The organism is Intestinirhabdus alba (assembly GCF_009711095.1).
In the GTDB taxonomy this organism is placed as follows: Bacteria; Pseudomonadota; Gammaproteobacteria; order Enterobacterales; family Enterobacteriaceae; genus Intestinirhabdus; species Intestinirhabdus alba.
On record NZ_WMJZ01000015.1, the window covers coordinates 17,970 to 37,025 of the forward strand.

General features: G+C 58.5%; 15 protein-coding genes. 8 read left to right on the forward strand and 7 right to left on the reverse strand.

Translation table 11 applies throughout. From position 1 onward, the window contains the following. The first annotated feature begins 40 nt into the window (after window positions 1–40). Window positions 41–892: a helix-turn-helix transcriptional regulator gene (locus GJV78_RS11905; protein WP_155108560.1), complete on the forward strand. Its 852-nt coding sequence runs from the start codon at window positions 41–43 to the stop codon at window positions 890–892. Here the strand turns inward: GJV78_RS11905 and GJV78_RS11910 are convergent. The 5 genes from GJV78_RS11910 to GJV78_RS11930 form a co-directional block, all read right to left on the reverse strand. Beyond that, entirely contained in the window at window positions 879–1,235 is a 357-nt protein-coding gene (locus GJV78_RS11910) for a PTS fructose-like transporter subunit IIB (protein WP_155108561.1), read from the reverse strand. The genes GJV78_RS11905 and GJV78_RS11910 overlap by 14 nt on opposite strands. A gap of 1 nt (window position 1,236) precedes the next feature. Then, complete coding sequence (locus GJV78_RS11915) at window positions 1,237–2,115, reverse strand: [formate-C-acetyltransferase]-activating enzyme (RefSeq protein ID WP_155108562.1); 879 nt, start codon at window positions 2,113–2,115, stop codon at window positions 1,237–1,239. Next, window positions 2,081–4,378: a formate C-acetyltransferase gene (locus GJV78_RS11920; protein WP_155108563.1), complete on the reverse strand. Its 2,298-nt coding sequence runs from the start codon at window positions 4,376–4,378 to the stop codon at window positions 2,081–2,083. The genes GJV78_RS11915 and GJV78_RS11920 overlap by 35 nt, the downstream gene beginning before the upstream one ends. 112 nt (window positions 4,379–4,490) lie before the next feature. Further along, entirely contained in the window at window positions 4,491–4,811 is a 321-nt protein-coding gene (locus GJV78_RS11925) for a PTS fructose-like transporter subunit IIB (RefSeq protein WP_155108564.1), read from the reverse strand. 14 nt (window positions 4,812–4,825) lie between these two features. Beyond that, window positions 4,826–5,905: a PTS fructose transporter subunit EIIC gene (locus GJV78_RS11930; RefSeq protein WP_155108565.1), complete on the reverse strand. Its 1,080-nt coding sequence runs from the start codon at window positions 5,903–5,905 to the stop codon at window positions 4,826–4,828. Window positions 5,906–6,212: 307 nt separating this feature from the next. Here GJV78_RS11930 and ptsP point away from each other — a divergent pair, with 307 nt between their 5' ends. From ptsP to folD, 7 genes are all read left to right on the forward strand, one after another. Beyond that, window positions 6,213–8,714 carry a phosphoenolpyruvate--protein phosphotransferase gene (gene ptsP, locus GJV78_RS11935; protein WP_155108566.1) on the forward strand — a complete coding sequence of 834 codons (2,502 nt, stop codon included), beginning with the start codon at window positions 6,213–6,215 and terminating at the stop codon, window positions 8,712–8,714. Between the two features lie 30 nt (window positions 8,715–8,744). Next, window positions 8,745–9,410, forward strand: coding sequence for a fructose-6-phosphate aldolase (gene fsa / locus GJV78_RS11940; protein ID WP_155108567.1), 666 nt, complete (start codon window positions 8,745–8,747; stop codon window positions 9,408–9,410). A gap of 127 nt (window positions 9,411–9,537) precedes the next feature. Then, window positions 9,538–10,641 (forward strand): bifunctional L-1,2-propanediol dehydrogenase/glycerol dehydrogenase, encoded by a 1,104-nt coding sequence (gene gldA / locus GJV78_RS11945; protein ID WP_155108568.1) that lies wholly within the window; start codon window positions 9,538–9,540, stop codon window positions 10,639–10,641. Between the two features lie 1,797 nt (window positions 10,642–12,438). Next, the gene (locus GJV78_RS11950; RefSeq protein ID WP_155108569.1) at window positions 12,439–12,660 is read left to right on the forward strand and encodes a hypothetical protein; all 222 of its coding nucleotides are present in this window, start codon (window positions 12,439–12,441) and stop codon (window positions 12,658–12,660) included. Between the two features lie 141 nt (window positions 12,661–12,801). Continuing rightward, window positions 12,802–14,217: an alanine/glycine:cation symporter family protein gene (locus GJV78_RS11955; protein WP_155108570.1), complete on the forward strand. Its 1,416-nt coding sequence runs from the start codon at window positions 12,802–12,804 to the stop codon at window positions 14,215–14,217. Window positions 14,218–14,444: 227 nt separating this feature from the next. Further along, window positions 14,445–16,115 carry a formate--tetrahydrofolate ligase gene (locus GJV78_RS11960; RefSeq protein WP_155108571.1) on the forward strand — a complete coding sequence of 557 codons (1,671 nt, stop codon included), beginning with the start codon at window positions 14,445–14,447 and terminating at the stop codon, window positions 16,113–16,115. Between the two features lie 13 nt (window positions 16,116–16,128). Next, a complete protein-coding gene (folD, locus tag GJV78_RS11965) occupies window positions 16,129–16,977 on the forward strand; it encodes a bifunctional methylenetetrahydrofolate dehydrogenase/methenyltetrahydrofolate cyclohydrolase FolD (RefSeq protein ID WP_155108572.1) in 849 nt (282 codons plus the stop codon). Window positions 16,978–17,042: 65 nt separating this feature from the next. On the opposite strand, the gene GJV78_RS11970 is transcribed toward folD, so the two are convergent. Further along, a complete protein-coding gene (locus GJV78_RS11970) occupies window positions 17,043–17,957 on the reverse strand; it encodes a DMT family transporter (protein ID WP_155108573.1) in 915 nt (304 codons plus the stop codon). 125 nt (window positions 17,958–18,082) lie between these two features. Further along, a complete protein-coding gene (gene metF, locus GJV78_RS11975; protein WP_155108574.1) occupies window positions 18,083–18,970 on the reverse strand; it encodes a methylenetetrahydrofolate reductase in 888 nt (295 codons plus the stop codon). Between the last annotated feature and the right edge of the window lie 86 nt (window positions 18,971–19,056).

The window sequence follows — 19,056 nt, forward strand, 5'->3', positions numbered from 1 at the left end:
ACGTTACTGTTGCCCTGTCCGCACTGCGCAAGGGAACACCATGTATCACGACGTCAGCCACCTTCTTTCTCGCCTGATTAACGGCCCGACGCCGCTGGGCCGGATCTTTTTCTCCGGCGTCGGCGGGCCAATACCCGAGCTGGCATGGCAGGTCGATTTCCCACGTCTGGAGATCGTGCTGGAAGGGGAGTTTACGGATGCGGGCATTGCCGAAACGCTGCGCCCCTGGGACGCTCTCTACGTTCCCGCCGGCGGCTGGAACCTTCCGCAATGGCAGACGCCGGCCGTCACCCTCAGCATTCTGTTCGGCAAACAGCAGCTGGGCTTCAGCGTTGTGCAGTGGGATGGAAAAAAGGGGCACAACCTGGCAAAGCAGCACGCGCCGCGTCGGGGACCGCGCATCGGCTCCTTCCTGCTACAGACGCTCGATGAGATGCAGATGCAGCCCCAGGAGCAACAGACCGCCAGGCTGATCGTCACCAGCCTGCTCAGCCACTGCCGCGACCTGCTCGGCAGCCAGATCCAGACGGCGTCGCGCAGCCAGGCGCTGTTCGAAGCCATCCGCGACTATATTGACGAGCGCTACGCCTCGCCGCTCACCAGAGATGCGGTGGCCCGTGCCTTTTATATCTCGCCGAACTATCTCTCGCACCTGTTTCAGAAAACGGGGGGCATCGGCTTTAACGAATACCTGAACCACACGCGGCTGGAGCACGCCAGAAAGCTGCTCAAGGGCTACGATCTGAAGATTAAAGAGGTGGCTCACGCCTGCGGATTTGTGGACAGCAACTACTTTTGCCGACTGTTTCGCAAAAATACCGAGCGTTCGCCGTCGGAATATCGCCGACAGTATCACAGTCAGCTGACGGAAAAGAAAACTACTGCAGAATAAGGTGAGTCTGCTGCGGCGCGGTGAGCAGCCTGCGCACGGCGCTCATCACCCGCTGCGGCTCGCGCAGAAAGCCGCTGATGCCGGACTGAACGTAGCGACAGCCGCTGAAGCGCTCCCCCCCCGCCAGCTCGATATCGGCGATCAGCAGCACGGCGTCGGCGCGAACGATATCCGTTTCCGTCAGGCGGTTTTCAATGCCCAGCGCGCCCTGGGTCTCAATTTTTATGCCCCACCCCTCCTGCTGGCAGAGCTTTTCCAGCCGTTCGGCCGCCATATAGGTATGCGCCACGCCGCTGACGCAGGCGGTCACCGCCACCAGATACCGTCCAGTCGGAACTGTCATATTAACCTCCCACGATTACCTCAAATCCGGCCCTCTCCGCCATTTTACGAAAATACGCCACCTCGCGGGCCGACGGCGCGGGAATGCCATCCATCGCCCACGGCTGGCCAAGCAGACGGTACTTCGGCTCGCCGTACTGATGAAACGGCAGCAGGTGGACCCGTCTAATGCCGAATGATAACAGCAGCGTCAGCGCATACTGTATATTTTCATCATTAAGCGTATAGCCGGGGATCAGCGGCAGCCGGGGGATAACCGGTATCCCTTCGCTCGCCAGCAGGCGTAAATTATCCAGCACCCGCCGCTGATTCATCTTCACCACCTCGCGCGCGCGCTGCGGATCCATAATTTTTAAATCATACAGCACCTCATCACACTCCCTGGCCAGCGGCAGTAGCCGGTCGGCGGGGGCATCGCCCGCGGTTTCAATAGCGCAGGGGACCCCCAGGCGACGCAGCCGCCGGAGAAAGCGCGTGGCGAAAGACGCCTGCATCAGCACCTCGCCGCCGGAGAGGGTCACACCACCGCCGGAAGCGCGGAAAAACACGTCATCTTTCAGCACCTCGCGCTCTAGTTCATCCAGCGTGATATCGCGACCGATCCGCTCAAAGGCACCGGAAGGGCACTCATCGGCGTCGCGCAGACAGGGCGCGCAGTGCAGACATCGGCTCTCCCGGCGCACCGTTTCAATCCGCGGGGAGATCGATTCCGGATTGGCGCACCACGGGCAGGCGTGCGGGCAGCCCTTAAAAAAGACCACGGTGCGAATGCCCTGCCCGTCATTCAGCGAATAGCGCTGAATATTGAAAATACGCGCAACCTCTTCGCCGCCTGACGTCCCCTCCTCACAGCTGATGCGCGGTGCGGCGAATGATGTCATCCTGGATCTCCTTTGACAGCTCGACAAAGAAAGCGCTGTATCCGGCCACGCGGACCACCAACCCGGAGAACTCCTGCGGCCGCCGCTGCGCCTCTCTCAGCGTGTCGGCATTGACCACGTTGAACTGAATATGCTGCAACTTAAGTTGGGTAAAAGCGCGCAGGAAATCCGCCAGTTTTCGCAGCCCCGCCTCGCCTGCCAGCGTCGCGGGCGTGAACTTCACGTTCAGCAGGGTTCCGTTCGACAACAGCGTGTTGTCCAGCTTACTCACCGATTTCAGCACCGCCGTCGGCCCCTGCATATCCTGGCCGAGCATCGGCGACAGCCCGCCATCCGCCAGTTGCTCGCCAGCCAACCGTCCGTCCGGAGTCGCGCCGACCACGGAGCCCAGCGGCACGTGGGCGGAGACGGTGTACGATCCCGGCGTAAAGCATCCGCCGCGCGGATTGTGGTATTTTTCTACCTCTTTGCAGTAAAAACGCAGCAGTTCGGCACTGAAGTTGTCCACATCATCAATATCGTTGCCGTACTTTTCAAAGCGGTTAAGCAGCCGGGCGCGGATTTTTTCCCCTTCCGGGGTGGCGAAATTGGCCTTTAATACCGCCAGCAGCCGATCGAAGCTCAGGCGCTGCTGTTCAAACACCAGCCCATGCAGGGCGTGCAGGGAGTCGCTCAGATTGGCGATGCCGATCCCCTGCACGCCAGAGAAGTTGTAGCGCGCGCCGCCGTCGGTCACGTCGCGCCCCTTTTCCAGACAGTCGCTAATCAACGAGGAGAGCAGAGGTACCGGCGCCCGGTCACGATGGCCAATATCGCAGATATTGCTCCCTTGCACCATCAGCGTAATGTAGTGACTGATTTTACGGCGGATCTGCGCCAGCAGCCCGTCCCAGGTCAATCCGGCGTTGCCTTCGTTTTCGTACAGGCAGATCTCCATCACCTTCAGCAGGTTAAACATGGCGATATCGTGCAAGCCGTAGGTTCTGCCGGGGATCGACAGCTCCACGCAGCCGACCACCGCGTAATCCCGCGCATCCTCCAGCGACACGCCCCGGTTCAGGAAAGCGGGCACCACCACCTCGTCGTTGAAAATCTGTGGAATGCCGGTGCCAAGGCGAATGGTCTCTGCCGTTTTCATCAGGAACGGCGTGTCGATCAGCGCGTTAGTGCGCACACCGAGGTTCGGCTGTGGCAGTTGGACGCTCTGGTAGGCGTCCAGGCAGAGGAACGACAGCGCGTTCACCGCGCTGCGTCCGCTCTCCGTCAGCCCGCCGAGCAGCGCGGTATAGCCGGTCGGAAACCCGGCGAAATAGCGTGCGCTGCTGGTGGAGCGCAGCAGCACGATGTCGTTGCACTTCACCCACAGCGATTCAAGAAGCTCTCGCAGAAATGCCGGATCGTCGCCCTGGCTTAGCGACGCCTGATAGAACGGCAACATATACTGGTCGAAGCGCCCCAGCGACAGCGAGCTGGCGTTCGATTCATACTGCAGAATGATATTCATATACCAGAACAGCTGACACGCCTGCCAGAAAGTCTGCGGCTTATGCTGCGCAACGTGCCGGGAGTTGTCGGCAATGGCGCGCAGCTCCTCGCGGCGGGGAACATCCGGGCAGTTTTCCGCCATTTCCTCCGCCAGCGCGGCATAGCGCAAAATATGCTTTTGCGATGCCTTCAGCAGCAGCCGCCCGGCCTGGTAAAAAGCGTTCTCCGGCTGCTGCTCACAGCGCTGCCGCATCTGCGCCGTCAGCTCGCCCAGCCCGTGATTAAGCAGGCGCGGATAGTCAATAATGATATGTCCCTGGCCTTTGTCCGTCTGGTTAATGCTGAAGATTTGCGTGCTGACTGCGGCCTTCACCTCCTCGGTCATCTGACCGTTGATGAAATCCTTCATCGAGCGCTTTTCCCAGTAAGGAAACAGCGTCTCGCGGTAGATTCGCTTATCCTCTTCGCTGATGGCGAAACGGTCCTGCGGGCGCGTTGGGAACCGTTCCAGCTCCTCCAGAAGCCAGTACGGGTCCATTTCCGGCGACATAATGCCAGCCCGTGGCTTCACGGTGCGGTTCCCGGCAATCAGCTCTTCATCACGAATCGAGATCGCCACGTGTTCAAGGATATGCGCCGTGGCCTTAGCGCGGCGCAGAATGGCCGGCTCGCCCTCGGTTTGTCGATGGCTTTCGGTGTAAAGCAGCGCGCGCTCAAGCGATATCTCGCGGGGATGCCGGAACAGAGCCGCTTTCAGGCGCTGGATACGATTGGTCATAAGGAACTCCTGTCGGAAAACGCCTGGCCAGACGGCGGCGTGAACGCCTTATCCAGCCTTCTGGCGTTGGCGTCACAGGCCCGATAAGCTTGCGCCATCGGGCATTTTAACGTCACGCGGTTTGCGCTATATGCTCGCTAATCTTGTTCATGATGGCGTCAGCACGTTTCACCGCATCGCTGATGTTGACGCGGACGATGGTTTTACCCGCAAAGCGCTCCTCAAACTTGATCCCGATATCTTTGGTCAGGATCACCATATCCGCCTCTGCAACGTCCGCCGCGGTGAGTTCGTTTTCCAGACCAATCGAGCCCTGAGTCTCAACTTTAACTTCCCAGCCTTTGGCTTTGGCCGCGCTTTCCAGCGCTTCGGCCGCCATATAGGTGTGTGCGACGCCCGAAGGACATGCGGTTACTGCGATAATTTTCGTCATGGCTCTCTCCTCTCTCAATTCATTTCAAAATCTAAATCCAGCTCATCTTCTTTCTCGTCAACCTGAGACACTTTCTTCCGCATCACGCTTTTCAGCACATTGACGCAAACTGCCGTCACCACCGCCCCGACAGCCACCGCCGCGATATAACCCAGCTTGCCTTCAACAACCGGTAAAACAATCAGCCCTCCCCAGCCGGCGTAACACTGCGCGCCTGACAGCGCCGCCGTAACCGCACCACAGGCGGAGCCGACCATAATGGAAGGGATCACGCGCAGCGGGTCCGCTGCGGCAAAGGGAATCGCCCCTTCCGTCACTCCCACACAGCCCATCACCAGTGCCGCTTTACCCGCTTCACGTTCCTCAGAGGAGAAATTTTTGCGGCCAATCAGCGTCGCCAACCCTAAACCCAGCGGCGGCACGCAGATAGCCACGGCGGCAATAGCCACCACGGTGTAGACGCCCTGCGCCACGCAGATCAGCATGAAGGCGTAGGCTACTTTATTCACCGGGCCGCCCATATCGAAAGCCAACATCAGCCCGATAATGACCGCCAGCAGTACGACGCTGCCCTGCTGCATTCCCTGCAGCCATTCGGTCAGGCTGGCGGTTAATGCGCCAACCGGCTCCCCCAGCCCCCACATCATGGTGCCCGCGGTGATAAAGGTGCCGATGACGGGAATAACAAAGATGGGCATTATCGAGCGCAGGACCTTATGCACCGGAATTTTCTTCAGGTAATAGACCACAATGCCGCCGATAATCCCGGCAATCAGCGCCCCGAAGAACCCGGCACCGAAGCTGTTGCCTACCCATGCGCCAATCGCACAGGGTGCCAGCGCTGAACGTTCGGCAATGGAATAACCGATGTAAGCGGCGAGGAACGGCACCATCAGGGTCAGGCCAGCGACGCCGATATCGAACAGTTTCTTCAGATTGGGGTCCGTCGCGGCGTCCGGGACGGCACCTTTGCCGTAGAGCATAACGGAGACCGCCAGCAGTATGCCGCCCGCCACCACAAAGGGGATCATATGTGAAACGCCGGTCATCAGGTGCTGGCGGGTGTTTTTCAGGATCTGCACCAACTCATTCATAAGTCGCTCCCGGGCCGGAAAGCCCATAGCCATAATGTTGTTACGCCAAACAATAGGCAATCCGCCACGGCGCAGACAGTGGATAAAAGGGTCATTTACTGGATTTTTGTAATATTCGATAAAAAATGCGATCCGCTTCATATCTTGCGTCCTTACTGAAATTACTCCTCTTATAGAGTCAATGTGAGGCGTATCGCACTTTGTCGCTTATATTACATTTATCCAGCTTTTGGCAGATTTGTCGTATGGCGCGGCGCGGCTATGCGCTTTTATCCTGTGGCAAGAAAACCATTATGGGAGAGAGGCTATGCCCCTGATCGTGGAATTTACCTGTGAGCTGCCGAACGGCGTCCATGCGCGTCCGGCCAGCCATGTCGAAACGCTGTGCAACACCTTTACCTCACATATTGAGTGGCATAACCTGCGCACCGACCGTAAAGGCAACGCCAAAAGCGCGCTGGCGCTGATTGGCACCGATACGCTGGCGGGAGACCGTTGTCAGCTGCTGATTTCCGGCACCGACGAGGACGCCGCGTACCAGCGCCTGAACCAGTGGCTGCAGGAGGAATTCCCGCATTGCGACGCGCCGCTGGCAGAGGCTGGCCACGCTGAAGTGGTGCCGCTTCCGGCTTCGCTCACCCATCTCAATCCGCAGCTTTTTCGCGCCCGCTCTGTCTGCAGCGGCTGCGCGGGCGGCGTGCTGACGCTGCTCTCCTCGCTGGATCTCAGCGCCCTCGCCGATCTTCCCGCCGCTCAGGATGTGGAAGCCGAGCGGGCGGCGCTGGATAACGGCCTGAAGCTGCTGCTGAAAAACATTGAGTTCCGCCTGCTCGACAGCGACGGCACCACCAGCGCTATCCTTGAGGCCCAGCGCTCGCTGGCGGGCGATCTCTCCCTTCGCCAGTATTTGCTGGATGGCGTTACCCGCGGCTTAAGCTGCGCGCAGGCGATTGCCGACGGCGCCAGCCATTTCTGCGACCAGTTTGCGCACTCCAGCAGCAGCTATTTGCAGGAGCGCGCGCTGGATGTGCGCGACCTTTGCTTCCAGCTGCTGCAGCAAATTTACGGCGAACAGCGCTTCCCGGCACCGGGAAAACTGACCCGACCAGCGATCTGTATGGCCGACGAGCTGACACCGGGCCAGTTCCTCGAACTGGATAAAACCCTCCTTAAGGGGCTACTGTTGAAAAGCGGCGGCACCACTTCGCACACGGTGATCCTTGCCCGCTCGTTCAACATCCCAACCCTGGTGGGAGTGGAGATCGACAGGCTGACGTCATGGTTACAGCAGACCGTTTATATCGATGGCAACGCGGGCGCAATCGTAGTCGCCCCCGACGAAGCGGTCACCCGCTATTATCAGCAGGAGGCCCGGGTACAGGAGGCGCTGCGCGAACAGCAGCGAGTCTGGCTGACGCGGGAGGCGCGCACCGCCGACGGCATCCGTATGGAGATCGCCGCCAACATTGCCCACGCCGTGGAGGCGCAGGCGGCGTTCGACAACGGCGCGGAGGCGGTTGGCCTGTTCCGCACCGAAATGCTCTACATGGACAGGGCCTACGCCCCCGACGAGAGCGAACTGTATAACATTTTTTGCCAGGCGCTGGAGTCGGCGCAAGAGCGCAGTATTATTGTGCGCACCATGGATATCGGCGGCGACAAGCCGGTTGATTACCTGAATATTCCCGCCGAGGCGAACCCGTTCCTCGGCTATCGCGCGGTGCGTATTTACGAAGAGTACGCCGCGCTGTTCACCACCCAGCTGCGGGCGATCCTCCGCGCCTCGGCGCACGGGTACCTGAAGATCATGATCCCGATGATCTCATCAATGGAAGAGATCCTGTGGGTAAAAGAGAAGCTGGCGGAGGCTAAGCAGCAGTTGCGCGACGAGCATCTTCCGTTCGATGAGAAAATCCCGCTCGGTATCATGCTTGAGGTGCCGTCGGTGATGTTCATCATCGACCAGTGCTGCGAGGAGATTGATTTCTTCAGCATCGGCAGCAACGATCTGACTCAATATCTGCTGGCAGTGGACCGCGACAACGCCAAAGTGACCCGCCACTACAACAGCCTGAATCCGGCCTTCCTGCGGGCGCTGGACTATGCGGTGCAGGCGGTGCATCGCCAGGGTAAGTGGGTCGGCCTGTGCGGCGAGCTGGGGGCGAAAGGCTCGGTGCTGCCGCTGCTGGTCGGACTGGGACTGGACGAGATCAGCATGAGCGCGCCGGCGATCCCCGCCGCCAAGGCGCGGATGGCGCAGCTCGATAGCCGCGCCTGCCGCCAGCTGCTGAACCAGGCGATGGCCTGCCGTACCTCGCTGGAAGTGGAGCACCTGCTGGCGCAGTTTCGCATGAGCCAGCAGGACGCCCCGCTGGTCACCGTGCAGTGCATTACCCTCGATAGCGACTGGCGCAGCAAAGAGGAAGTGATTAAAGGAATGACCGACAATCTGCTGCTGGCGGGCCGCTGCCGCTATCCGCGTAAGCTGGAGGCCGATCTGTGGGCACGCGAGGCGGTATTCTCCACCGGACTGGGCTTCAGCTTCGCCATCCCGCACAGTAAGTCCGAGCACATTGAACAGTCCACCATCAGCGTGGCGCGCCTGCAACACCCGGTGCGCTGGGGCGACGACGAGGCGCAGTTCATCATCATGCTGACGCTGAATAAACACGCCGCCGGCGACCAGCATATGCGCATTTTCTCGCGCCTGGCCCGCCGCATTATGCACGAAGAATTCCGCAACGCGCTGGTTAACGCCGCCTCAGCCGGGGCGATCGCCAGCCTGCTGCAACATGAGCTTGAACGTTAACCGCCTGCAAACAGGCGAAGAGGAAACACTATGGAACTCTATCTGGATACCGCCAACGTGGCGGAAGTTGAACGCCTGGCGCGTATTTTCCCCATTGCAGGGGTGACCACCAACCCGAGCATCGTGGCGGCCAGCGGGGAATCCATCTGGGAGGTGCTGCCCAGGCTGCAAAAGGCCATCGGCGAAGAGGGGGTGCTGTTCGCCCAGACCATGAGCCGCAGCGCCCAGGGCATGGTGGAAGAGGCCAAACGCCTGAGCAACGCCATGCCGGACATCGTGGTGAAAATCCCGGTGACCGCCGAGGGGCTGTCCGCCATTAAGCTGCTGAAAAAAGAGGGCATTCCCACCCTTGGCACCGCCGTGTACAGCGCCGCCCAGGGGCTGCTGGCGGCGCTGGCGGGAGCAAAATACGTTGCGCCATACGTCAACCGCGTCGACGCCCAGGGCGGCGACGGCATCCGTACGGTACAGGAGCTACAGACGCTGCTGGAGCTGCACGTTCCCCGGTGCAAGGTGCTGGCCGCCAGCTTTAAAACCCCGCGCCAGGCGCTGGATTGCCTGCTGACCGGCTGCGAAGCGATTACGCTGCCTTTAGACGTAGCGCAACAGATGCTCAATACCCCTGCGGTAGAGGCGGCGATAGAGAAGTTTGAACAGGACTGGAATAACGCCTTTGGCAGCATCAACTTAGCCTGATTTATATCAACGTTACCCGGAATAGTTTACGCGGCTGGCGGGCGGCAAGCGCATCCGCACGGCCGAAAAGCCTTTGCAGCGCCTGCGGCCTGAATCAGGACGGGTACAGACATGAGGAAAATATCATATGGATCGTATCATTCAATCGCCAGGTAAATATATTCAGGGTGCCGATGTCATTACGCGCCTTGGTGACTACCTTAAGCCGCTGGCCGAACGCTGGCTGGTGGTCGGGGATAAATTTGTCTTAGGCTTCGCTCAGGGCGCGCTGGAGAAAAGCTTCCAGGATGCCGGGCTGGCGCTGGAAATCGCGCCGTTTGGCGGTGAATGCTCGCAAAATGAGATCGACAGGCTGCGTGCCATTGCTGAAAAAGCGCAGTGCGGCGCGGTGCTGGGCATCGGCGGCGGTAAAACGCTGGACACCGCCAAAGCGCTGGCCCATTTTATGGAAGCCCCCGTCGCCATCGCGCCGACCATCGCCTCTACCGACGCCCCGTGCAGCGCGCTTTCCGTGATCTACACCGACGACGGCGAGTTTGACCGCTACCTGCTGCTGCCCAATAACCCGGACATCGTCATCGTGGACACCAAAATTGTGGCAGGCGCACCGGCACGTCTGTTGGCTGCCGGTATCGGCGATGCGCTGGCAACCTGGTTCGAAGCGCGGGCCTGTTCGCGCAGCGGTGCCACCACCATGGCGGGCGGCAAGTGCACCCAGGCGGCGCTGGCCCTGGCTGAACTCTGCTACAACACCCTGCTTGAAGAGGGTGAAAAGGCCATGCTGGCCGCAGAGCAGCACGTCGTGACCCCGGCGCTGGAGCGCGTTATCGAGGCCAATACCTACCTGAGCGGCGTCGGCTTTGAAAGCGGCGGCCTGGCGGCGGCACACGCGGTGCACAACGGCCTGACGGCAATCCCGGACGCGCATCACTACTACCACGGTGAGAAGGTGGCCTTCGGCACCCTGACCCAGTTGGTGCTGGAAAACGCGCCGCTGGAGGAGATCGAAACCGTCGCCGCGCTGTGTCATTCCGTCGGTCTGCCGCTCACCCTGGCGCAGCTGGATATCAAACAGGATATCCCGGAGAAAATGCGCGTCGTGGCGGAAGCCGCCTGCGCCGAAGGCGAAACCATGCATAACATGCCCGGCGACATCACCCCGGACCGGGTTTACGCCGCGCTGTTGGTTGCCGACCAGTACGGCCAGCGTTTCCTGCAGGAGTGGGAATAAGCCGCGAGGCGTTGCTGAAACCTCTGCGCTGGCGCGGTTTCAAAACCGTTGCCGGACCTTTCCGCGATCGGCGGCGGAAGCGTTTAAAATAACCATCAGAAAATCAATCCATTGATATCTGAAGGATTACCAAAGGGGAAAGCTACGCTTCTCCCTTGCGGTCAGCCAACCGAACCCCGCGTCTGTGACTGTGCGGGGTTTATTTTTTAGCCGCAGCCACTCGCTTCCGGCCACGTATGGCCGCTCACTCCTTTCACTAATACCGGCGCTGACCAGCGGAGCGGACTGCCGGAAGCCCCGACCGGGAGTGGGCAGCTACGTTAAGCGCCTGACGGTTCCTCTCAGCGCCGATCGGAGGAGTTACTCACGCCGCTCACCTACTGGAGATTAAGAGGCTGTCTCACCAGACGCAGGCGGTCTGAACAGCGGCAGCGCACGGCAACCGGAGCGTAGGGACAATTCACGAAGCGCCCCGCGACAAGACGTTTTGCGCCGGCGCGGCCCTGGCGCAACATGGCGGATAAAAAAGCCTTATGGGATAACCTCTGAATAAGGAAAAGACTTATCCCGCCAGGATAGTCGACGATATTTTAATAGGGTTTGCGTTTTATCATCTGGTCCGAATCGATCAGGATATAACCGAGTAAATTCAAACCGTTCCGGCAAAACATTCCACTGTCTGGTCATATATTTTCTTATTTCCCTCCCTCACTTTTTACGCAACACCTTTATAAAAAACGAAACGAATCAGCCGCCATAAATAGCGACGCGAACCTATCTCAGATTAATAGCGCCCCTGGATGGGTTCTTAAAATAAAAAGAGAAGCAACCGAAATAATCCACTAAAATCGATCGCAATAGCGCCGTTAAGGTTTACAAAACAGTCAGATAAAATATTTAATTAATCCGGCAACCAGAGGCATTGCATAAATTATTAACAGTCTCATGGCAAATAGATATTATTGTGATCGCTCCCGCATCTTTTTTAACGATCGGTTAGCATAATCAACGGCACGCCCGGCTGACGTATAACAGAGAGATTCATTTTCAGCTGGCGCATACGACGCTACAGGGGATAATAAAATGACTCATACAATATTAAATAACGGTGGTCGATGATAATGGCGGGCCGGCGCTGTGATACGCCAATGCATAAACGCAGGGTATAGTGAGACGGGAACAGATTTCTCCCGGCCAATAATTATATGCTGCAGGCGGCCTGTCGCGCTCAGACGTTTTCCGTCAGATAACGGCGTTTTAAACGATATGCATCTTTCCGTGTCCGGAATTACTCAGGATATAAATTTTTCGGTGCAAAATCGTATCAGTATCGCCACGGCCCTATTACAGGCCACTATCAGCGATAATAGTCCGCGTTATCCGGTAACAAAAAGCGCCAGGAGACAGCAAATAACGGTCAGGCTATTATCCGGGGCCGTTAAACAGACGTATTCGCAGGCGATATAATCTGCCGCAGCCCGACTGTACAGAGATTATCAGAAGACGCGATAGTTATCCGACGGTAAAAAAGAGCCGGGCGTTACGGTAGTGACCATAAAAATGGTCCCGGCTATATTCGTCCCGGCCGATGGCGAAATCATTAAGAGAAACGTTTAGCTGAGCGACACGCCAGAATGAATGAACGACGCATCCTGTACCGATAATAAAGGAACGGTTCGCTGAACCGTTAAATAAGAAGGCTGACCGCTCTCCGTTTGCCGACCAGCCCTTTACGCCCTGCCTCCAGACCCGTTGTGCTAAGGCTGACGGGTCGGCATCAATAAGGAGTCTTTTACAATGACAGAACCATTAAACCAGCCTGCATACCGCCATGGTTTTATCCATCGCCATAGCGAACCTGCTGAACAACCACAGTCGACCAGGCTGCTGGCGATTGAGCGGGGTCAGGCGGGCCATACATACTGGCCGACGGAAAAACGGTCAGTTAATGTTGATGAAGGCCATCGTCTGCGCTGCCTCCCTCCGCGATCTGCGAAAAAAGGCGCGTCGGCGGAGTAAACGCCCCGTCGGCCGCGCAATCGATACCGTCTACAGTTTAGCGTGATGATATAGATCCAGATCTTTTCACGTTCCGGCGATTAAAATGCCCGCTGAAGACAGGTAAAGTGGTACTTATAAATAGACAGGAAAACAGGCAAGATGGATATTTTGGCTCATTTCATTAACCAGGCGAATAACTTGCTCTGGAATATATTACTTATCTATCTACTCTGCGGAGTGGGCATTTACTACACCTTTACGCTGGGGTTTGTGCAGATCCGCTACTTTAAAGCCAGCGTCCGTTCACTGTTTGGTAACATTTCGCTCTTCGGCCGTCGGGCGGATAAAGGCGGAATGAGCTCCTTTCAGGCCGTAACCACGGCCATCGCCGGACAGGTCGGGACGGGCAACTTAGCCGGGCCGGCCACGGCGATCCTCGCCGGCGGCCCCGGCGCTATTTTCTGGATGTGGGTCTCTTCTTTTCTGGGCATGGCAACCATTTATGCCGAGGCCATTCTGGCGCAGAAATATCGCACGCGGGATAAAGAAGGCCAGGTGGTCGGCGGGCCGGCTTATTATATTGAGCAGGGGCTGCGCTGCAAATGGCTGGCGGTGATCTTTGCGCTATTAATTATTTTAGCGCTCGGCTTTATCGGCAATATGGTGCAGTCAAACTCCATCGCCTCGGCTTTTTATGGCTCATTAGGCATTCCGCTATGGGTCAGCGGCCTGATCGTCGCCGGGCTGACCGCCTTCGTTATTATTGGCGGCATCGGTAGCATTGCCTCTTTTACCGAAAAGATCGTGCCGATAAAAGCGGTGCTGTACTTCGCGGGAACCTTTGTCATTCTCGCTTACAACTACGCTTATATTATTCCGGCGTTTAAGATTATCTTTATCGCCGCCTTTAATCCGCAGGCGGTGCTCGGCGGCGGGATCGGTATTGCCATTCAGGAAGCGATGCGCTTTGGTATCGCCCGCGGCCTCTTCTCAAACGAAGCGGGAATGGGCTCCACGCCCCACGCTCATGCGCTGGCAAAGGTTGAAAACGAAGAGCAGCAGGGCTTTATCGCCATGATGGGGGTCTTCGTGGTCGCCATCATCGTGACGATAACCGCGCTGGCGATCATCACTTCCGGCCTGAGCATGTGGGAGGCCGGCGGCCAGAAAACGGCTTCCTTTATGTCCGTTTACCAGGGGCTGCAGGGCATCGAGCTGACGCAGATGGCCTACTCCTGGGTCTTTGGCTGGTTCGGCAGCATTTTTATTTCATTCGCACTGTTATGCTTCGCATTTACCACCATTATTGGCTGGTACTACTACGGCGAAATGAACATTCGTTACCTGTTCAATAATAAAAAGGCCATACGCGCCTATCAGTGCACGGTGGTTATTTTTATATTTTGCGCCTCGTTTATCAGAGTGGATATGGTCTGGAATATGGCGGATATGTTTAATGGGCTGATGGTGCTGCCCAATTTGATCGCGCTTATTCTGCTTTCGCCGGTGGTCATCCGCCTGACCCGCGCTATTAAAAATAAACCGGTAAACAGGAGGCAGAATGAGAAGCAATAAAACCAAAACGGTAAAAGGCATCCGCCAGGACGCGCAGCGAATCATCGACGCACCGGCGAAATTAAACAACTTATCTGGCGAGATATCCTGAATAATTCAGGCGGCAGGGCAAAACCCAACGCTGGCCCGCACAGGGCGCGGCCAGGGGAGAAGCCTGGCATTCCGTAGCCAACGCCCGTGCGGTCTGGAGTATGGCGGATAGAAGCATTCAACGTGAGAATTTACCCATGAAATCGGATATTCAAATTGCCCATGAGGCGCAGCTGTTACCCGTTCAGGCTATCGCTGAAAAGCTGGGCGTCGATGCGGACGATCTGGAGCTGTACGGCAAATATAAGGCCAAGTTCAGCAGCAGCATCTGGCCCAAAATCGCCGACCGGAAAAACGGCAGGCTGGTCCTCGTGACCGCCATCAACCCCACCCCGGCGGGCGAAGGCAAAACCACGGTAACGGTGGGTCTCGGCCAGGCCCTGAACCATATCGGCAAAAATGCCGTTATCGCCCTGCGCGAGCCTTCCCTCGGCCCCTGCTTCGGCATGAAGGGCGGAGCGGCCGGCGGTGGCTATGCCCAGGTGGTGCCGATGGAGGATCTTAACCTTCACTTTACCGGCGACTTCCACGCCATTACCTCGGCCAACAACCTGCTGGCGGCGATGCTGGATAACCATCTCTTCCAGGGCAACGCCTTAGATATCGATCCCAAGCGTATAATTTTTAAACGCTGCCTGGATATGAACGACCGCGCCCTGCGCCACACGGTGGTGGGAATGGGCGGTCCGAAAGACGGCGTAGTGCGCGAAGATGGGTTCATTATTACCGTCGCCTCGGAGATTATGGCGATCCTGTGCCTCGCCAGCGATCTCAACGATTTAAAACAGCGGCTGGGGCGGATTATCGTCGCCTGGACGCGCAGCGGCGATCCCGTCACCGCCCGGGATCTGCAGGCCGTGGGCGCTATGGCCACCCTGCTGAAAGATGCCATTAACCCCAACCTGATTCAGACGCTGGAAAATACCCCCGCCATCATCCACGGCGGCCCTTTCGCCAATATCGCACACGGCTGCAACAGCGTACGGGCCACCCGCCTGGGGCTGAAGCTGGCCGATATCGTGGTTACCGAAGCGGGCTTTGGCGCGGACCTCGGCGCGGAGAAATTTTTCGACATTAAATGCCGCATGAGCGGCCTGCGCCCCAACTGCGTGGTGCTGGTCGCCACCACCAAGGCGTTAAAATATAACGGCGGAGCCGGAAAAAGCGAGTGGCAGCATGAGAACATGGCGGCGCTGGAAAAAGGCATCGTCAACCTCGGCAAGCATATCGAGAACTTAAAGAAATACGGCGTTCCGGTGGTCGTTACGCTTAACGCCTATGCCAGCGACACCGCCAATGAGCACGCCTTTATCCGCCGCTACTGCCAGGAGCGGGGCTGCCGCTTCGCGCTGGCGGAAGTGTGGGAAAAAGGCGGCCCCGGCGGCGTGGAGCTGGCCAGGGAGATTATCGATACCCTGGAGACCGAGCCTGAACATTTTCAGCCACTTTACCCGGATACGCTGCCGTTAAGCGCGAAGATAGAGACCATTGCGGAGGAGATTTACGGTGCCGATGGTGTGACCTACAGCGCCGCCGCCCGCACCACGCTGGAGAAGCTCGAAGGCATGGGCTTCGGCCACTTCCCGATTTGCATGGCAAAAACGCAGTACTCCTTTTCAGACGATCCGTCCCTGCTCGGCCGGCCAGCCGGGTTCAAGATTCATATCCGTGAAGTGTATGTTTCCGCCGGGGCCGGATTCGTTGTGGCGCTCACGGGTGCCATCATGACCATGCCCGGCCTGCCAAAAACGCCCGCGGCCAATATTATCGACATCAATGAGGATGGCCTGATCGGCGGGCTGTTTTAACCAGAGGAACACCATGAGCGTATTACTTAACGGCAAAGCCATTGCCGCAACGATAAAAGAAGAGCTAAAGGCGCAGCTAAGCGCCCGGCCCTATACCGCAACGCTGGCGGTTATCCTGGTGGGCAGCGATCCCGCTTCTTCCATTTATGTGAAGAATAAGCACCGGGCCTGTGAACAGGTCGGCATCCGCTCGCTGGTCATCACCTTACCCGATACTATCAGCCAGGCCGGGCTGCTGGCGGAGATCGAAACGCTGAACCAGCGCGATGACGTCGACGGTATTCTGGTGCAGCTACCGCTGCCTGCGTCGATCGATTCCCGGGCGGTGATTCAGGCCATCAGCCCCGCCAAAGACGTCGACGGCTTTCACCCGGAGAACGTCGGCGCGCTTTCGATGAACCATCCGGGATTCCTGCCCTGCACGCCTGCCGGTATTATCGAACTGCTGAAGCGTAGCAACATTGAGATCGCAGGCAAGGAGTGCGTGGTACTGGGACGCAGCAACATCGTCGGCAAACCGGTAGCCCAGCTGCTGCTGCGCGAAAACGCCACGGTGACACTCTGCCACTCGCAGACCAAACATCTGCCGCAGATCTGCCAGCGGGCGGATATTTTGATCGTCGCCATCGGCAAACCGCGCGCCATTGACAGCCGCTACGTGAAGCCCGGCGCGGTGGTGGTGGATGTCGGTATTCACCGGGACAGCGAGGGGCAGATCTGCGGCGACGTCGACTTTAGCGCCGTGGAGGCCGTTGCCGGGGCAATCACCCCGGTTCCCGGCGGGGTCGGCCCGATGACCATCGCCATGCTGATGCAGAACTGCCTGATCGCGGCGGAGCGTCACGCCTCGCGCCCGGCGTAACGACGCCGTCAAAAGGCGCTCGGGCGGCGGCCTGCGGCAGGGAAAAGCGCGCGTCCGCAGGCGCGCTACAACGCCTCCCGGCTGCGGCGCACCTGAGCGCTGCGCTTTTTGACGCTGATAACCGCCAGCGCCAGCACGATCAGAACAATTCCGCTGCCCTCCACCAGGCCCGGGTTTTCGCCCAGCAGCCACCAGGAAAACAGCACGCCGCAGACCGGAACCGCCAGGGTGCTTAAACCGGCAACGCTGGCCGGCAAATTACGCAGCACGAACAGCCACAGGCTCCAGGCCAGCGCCGTCGCCAGAATCGCGCTGTATCCCAGCGCCCAGAAGACGCCCGGCTGCCAGTCGATGCTGCGCTGGGGCACCAGCCAGGCCACCGCACTCATCACCAGCGCCGCGTACAGCATCTGCCAGGTGGTTAACGCCAGCAGATCCACACGCGGATAGCGGAGATACATCCGCTTGGCCACGATGGCGCTGGCTCCCCAGCTTACCCCGGAGAGGGTGGCCAGCAGCGCGCTTTTCATTGACGACAGATCCAGCCGCCACGGCTGCACCACCAACAGCAGGCCGCAGGCCGCCAGCCCAATCGCCGCGTACTGCAGCCGCCGCATACGCTCGCCCAAAAAGAGCGCCGCCATAATGACCACCCAGAACGGCATGGTATAGGCAAGCACGGCCACCCTGCCGGCACCGCCGCTCACCAGCGCCCACTGCGCCAGCCCGACCATGCCGCAGGTCTGCAGCAGCGCTATCGCCAGCGTATAGCCGAAGGGCGTCGGCCGCATACCGCGACCACGCAGCAGTAAAATGAGGAGAAGCACCAGCGCGCCGAAGATGCTGCGTAACGCGGTAAAGTCGAAAGCGCCGATATACAGCGTCACCTGTTTCATCACAATCCAGCTGTAGCTCCAGATTAGCGTCAGGGCGATCAGCCCGCCAATAGCCACCAGATTGCTTTTCCCTGCAAGAGTCATAGTCCAACCACCGTGCCGTTATTTTTGCAGGGCACTATACTCGCTTTGCGTTCAGAAAGTTGATGATGTCAGCGCACATTCCGCGTAAAAAAGCGCGGCGACGACACCGCCGCCGCCGGAGAGAGTCAGATCGGGCGCACGCCCAGGGTGTGGCAGATGGCGTAGCTCAGCTCGGCGCGGTTGAGGGTGTAGAAGTGGAAGTCCTTCACCCCTTCACGGCTGAGAATTTTCACCATATCCATAGCGATATTGGCACCGACCAGCTTGCGGGTTTCCGCATCGTCGTCCAGCCCTTCAAACATCGTCGACATCCACGTCGGGATGCGCACGTTGGTCATATCGGCGAACTTCTTCGCCTGCTTAAAGTTAGAAACCGGCAGAATGCCCGGAATAATCTCCACGTCGATCCCCGCCGAAACGCAGCGGTCGCGAAAGCGCAGGTAGCTTTCCACGTCAAAAAAGAACTGGGTGATCGCCCGACCCGCGCCCGCGTCAACCTTGCGCTTCAGGTTAAGCAGATCGGCCTGGGCGCTTTTGGCCTCCGGATGCACCTCCGGGTAGGCGGCCACCGAAATATCGAAGTCGGCCACCTCTTTGAGCAGGCTGACCAGGTCGGCGGCATACATCTCCGGCCTGCCGCTGTCCGGCGGTAGATCTCCGCGCAGGGCAACGATATGGCGAATACCGTTATTCCAGTAGTCGCGGGCGATAACGCGCAGCTCGTCGCGGGTGGCGTCAATACAGGTCAGGTGCGGCGCGGCCTCCAGACCGGTACGATCCTTGATGCCTTTGATAATGCTGTGGGTGCGGTCGCGCTCCCCCGAATTGGCACCGTAGGTCACGGAGACAAACTTCGGCTTCAGGCTGCTCAGTCGATCGATTGAGTTCCACAGGGTCTGCGCCATTTCACCGGTACGCGGCGGGAAAAATTCAAATGAAACGTTAATCTGACCCTGGACTTCCGCCAGGCTCTGATTCAGGGCATCCCGCTGGTTGGCGTGAAAAAAGCTCATACCTTACCTCATCAATCACTGGTTATTATTTGTCCCGATATGAACATCTATCCGTTTAGACGTCCAGATGTAAAAAAATGACGGAA

What these genes read in the sequence shown, in the direction of transcription:
- GJV78_RS11960 (WP_155108571.1), top strand. Translation starts at nt 14,445, where the DNA reads ATGAAATCGGATATTCAAATTGCCCATGAGGCGCAGCTGTTACCCGTT.
- folD (WP_155108572.1), top strand. Translation starts at nt 16,129, where the DNA reads ATGAGCGTATTACTTAACGGCAAAGCCATTGCCGCAACGATAAAAGAA.
- GJV78_RS11905 (WP_155108560.1), top strand. Translation starts at nt 41, where the DNA reads ATGTATCACGACGTCAGCCACCTTCTTTCTCGCCTGATTAACGGCCCG.
- GJV78_RS11930 (WP_155108565.1), bottom strand. Translation starts at nt 5,905, where the DNA reads ATGAATGAGTTGGTGCAGATCCTGAAAAACACCCGCCAGCACCTGATG.
- GJV78_RS11955 (WP_155108570.1), top strand. Translation starts at nt 12,802, where the DNA reads ATGGATATTTTGGCTCATTTCATTAACCAGGCGAATAACTTGCTCTGG.
- GJV78_RS11950 (WP_155108569.1), top strand. Translation starts at nt 12,439, where the DNA reads ATGACAGAACCATTAAACCAGCCTGCATACCGCCATGGTTTTATCCAT.
- GJV78_RS11910 (WP_155108561.1), bottom strand. Translation starts at nt 1,235, where the DNA reads ATGACAGTTCCGACTGGACGGTATCTGGTGGCGGTGACCGCCTGCGTC.
- GJV78_RS11915 (WP_155108562.1), bottom strand. Translation starts at nt 2,115, where the DNA reads ATGACATCATTCGCCGCACCGCGCATCAGCTGTGAGGAGGGGACGTCA.
- gldA (WP_155108568.1), top strand. Translation starts at nt 9,538, where the DNA reads ATGGATCGTATCATTCAATCGCCAGGTAAATATATTCAGGGTGCCGAT.
- GJV78_RS11970 (WP_155108573.1), bottom strand. Translation starts at nt 17,957, where the DNA reads ATGACTCTTGCAGGGAAAAGCAATCTGGTGGCTATTGGCGGGCTGATC.
- GJV78_RS11925 (WP_155108564.1), bottom strand. Translation starts at nt 4,811, where the DNA reads ATGACGAAAATTATCGCAGTAACCGCATGTCCTTCGGGCGTCGCACAC.
- ptsP (WP_155108566.1), top strand. Translation starts at nt 6,213, where the DNA reads ATGCCCCTGATCGTGGAATTTACCTGTGAGCTGCCGAACGGCGTCCAT.
- metF (WP_155108574.1), bottom strand. Translation starts at nt 18,970, where the DNA reads ATGAGCTTTTTTCACGCCAACCAGCGGGATGCCCTGAATCAGAGCCTG.
- GJV78_RS11920 (WP_155108563.1), bottom strand. Translation starts at nt 4,378, where the DNA reads ATGACCAATCGTATCCAGCGCCTGAAAGCGGCTCTGTTCCGGCATCCC.
- fsa (WP_155108567.1), top strand. Translation starts at nt 8,745, where the DNA reads ATGGAACTCTATCTGGATACCGCCAACGTGGCGGAAGTTGAACGCCTG.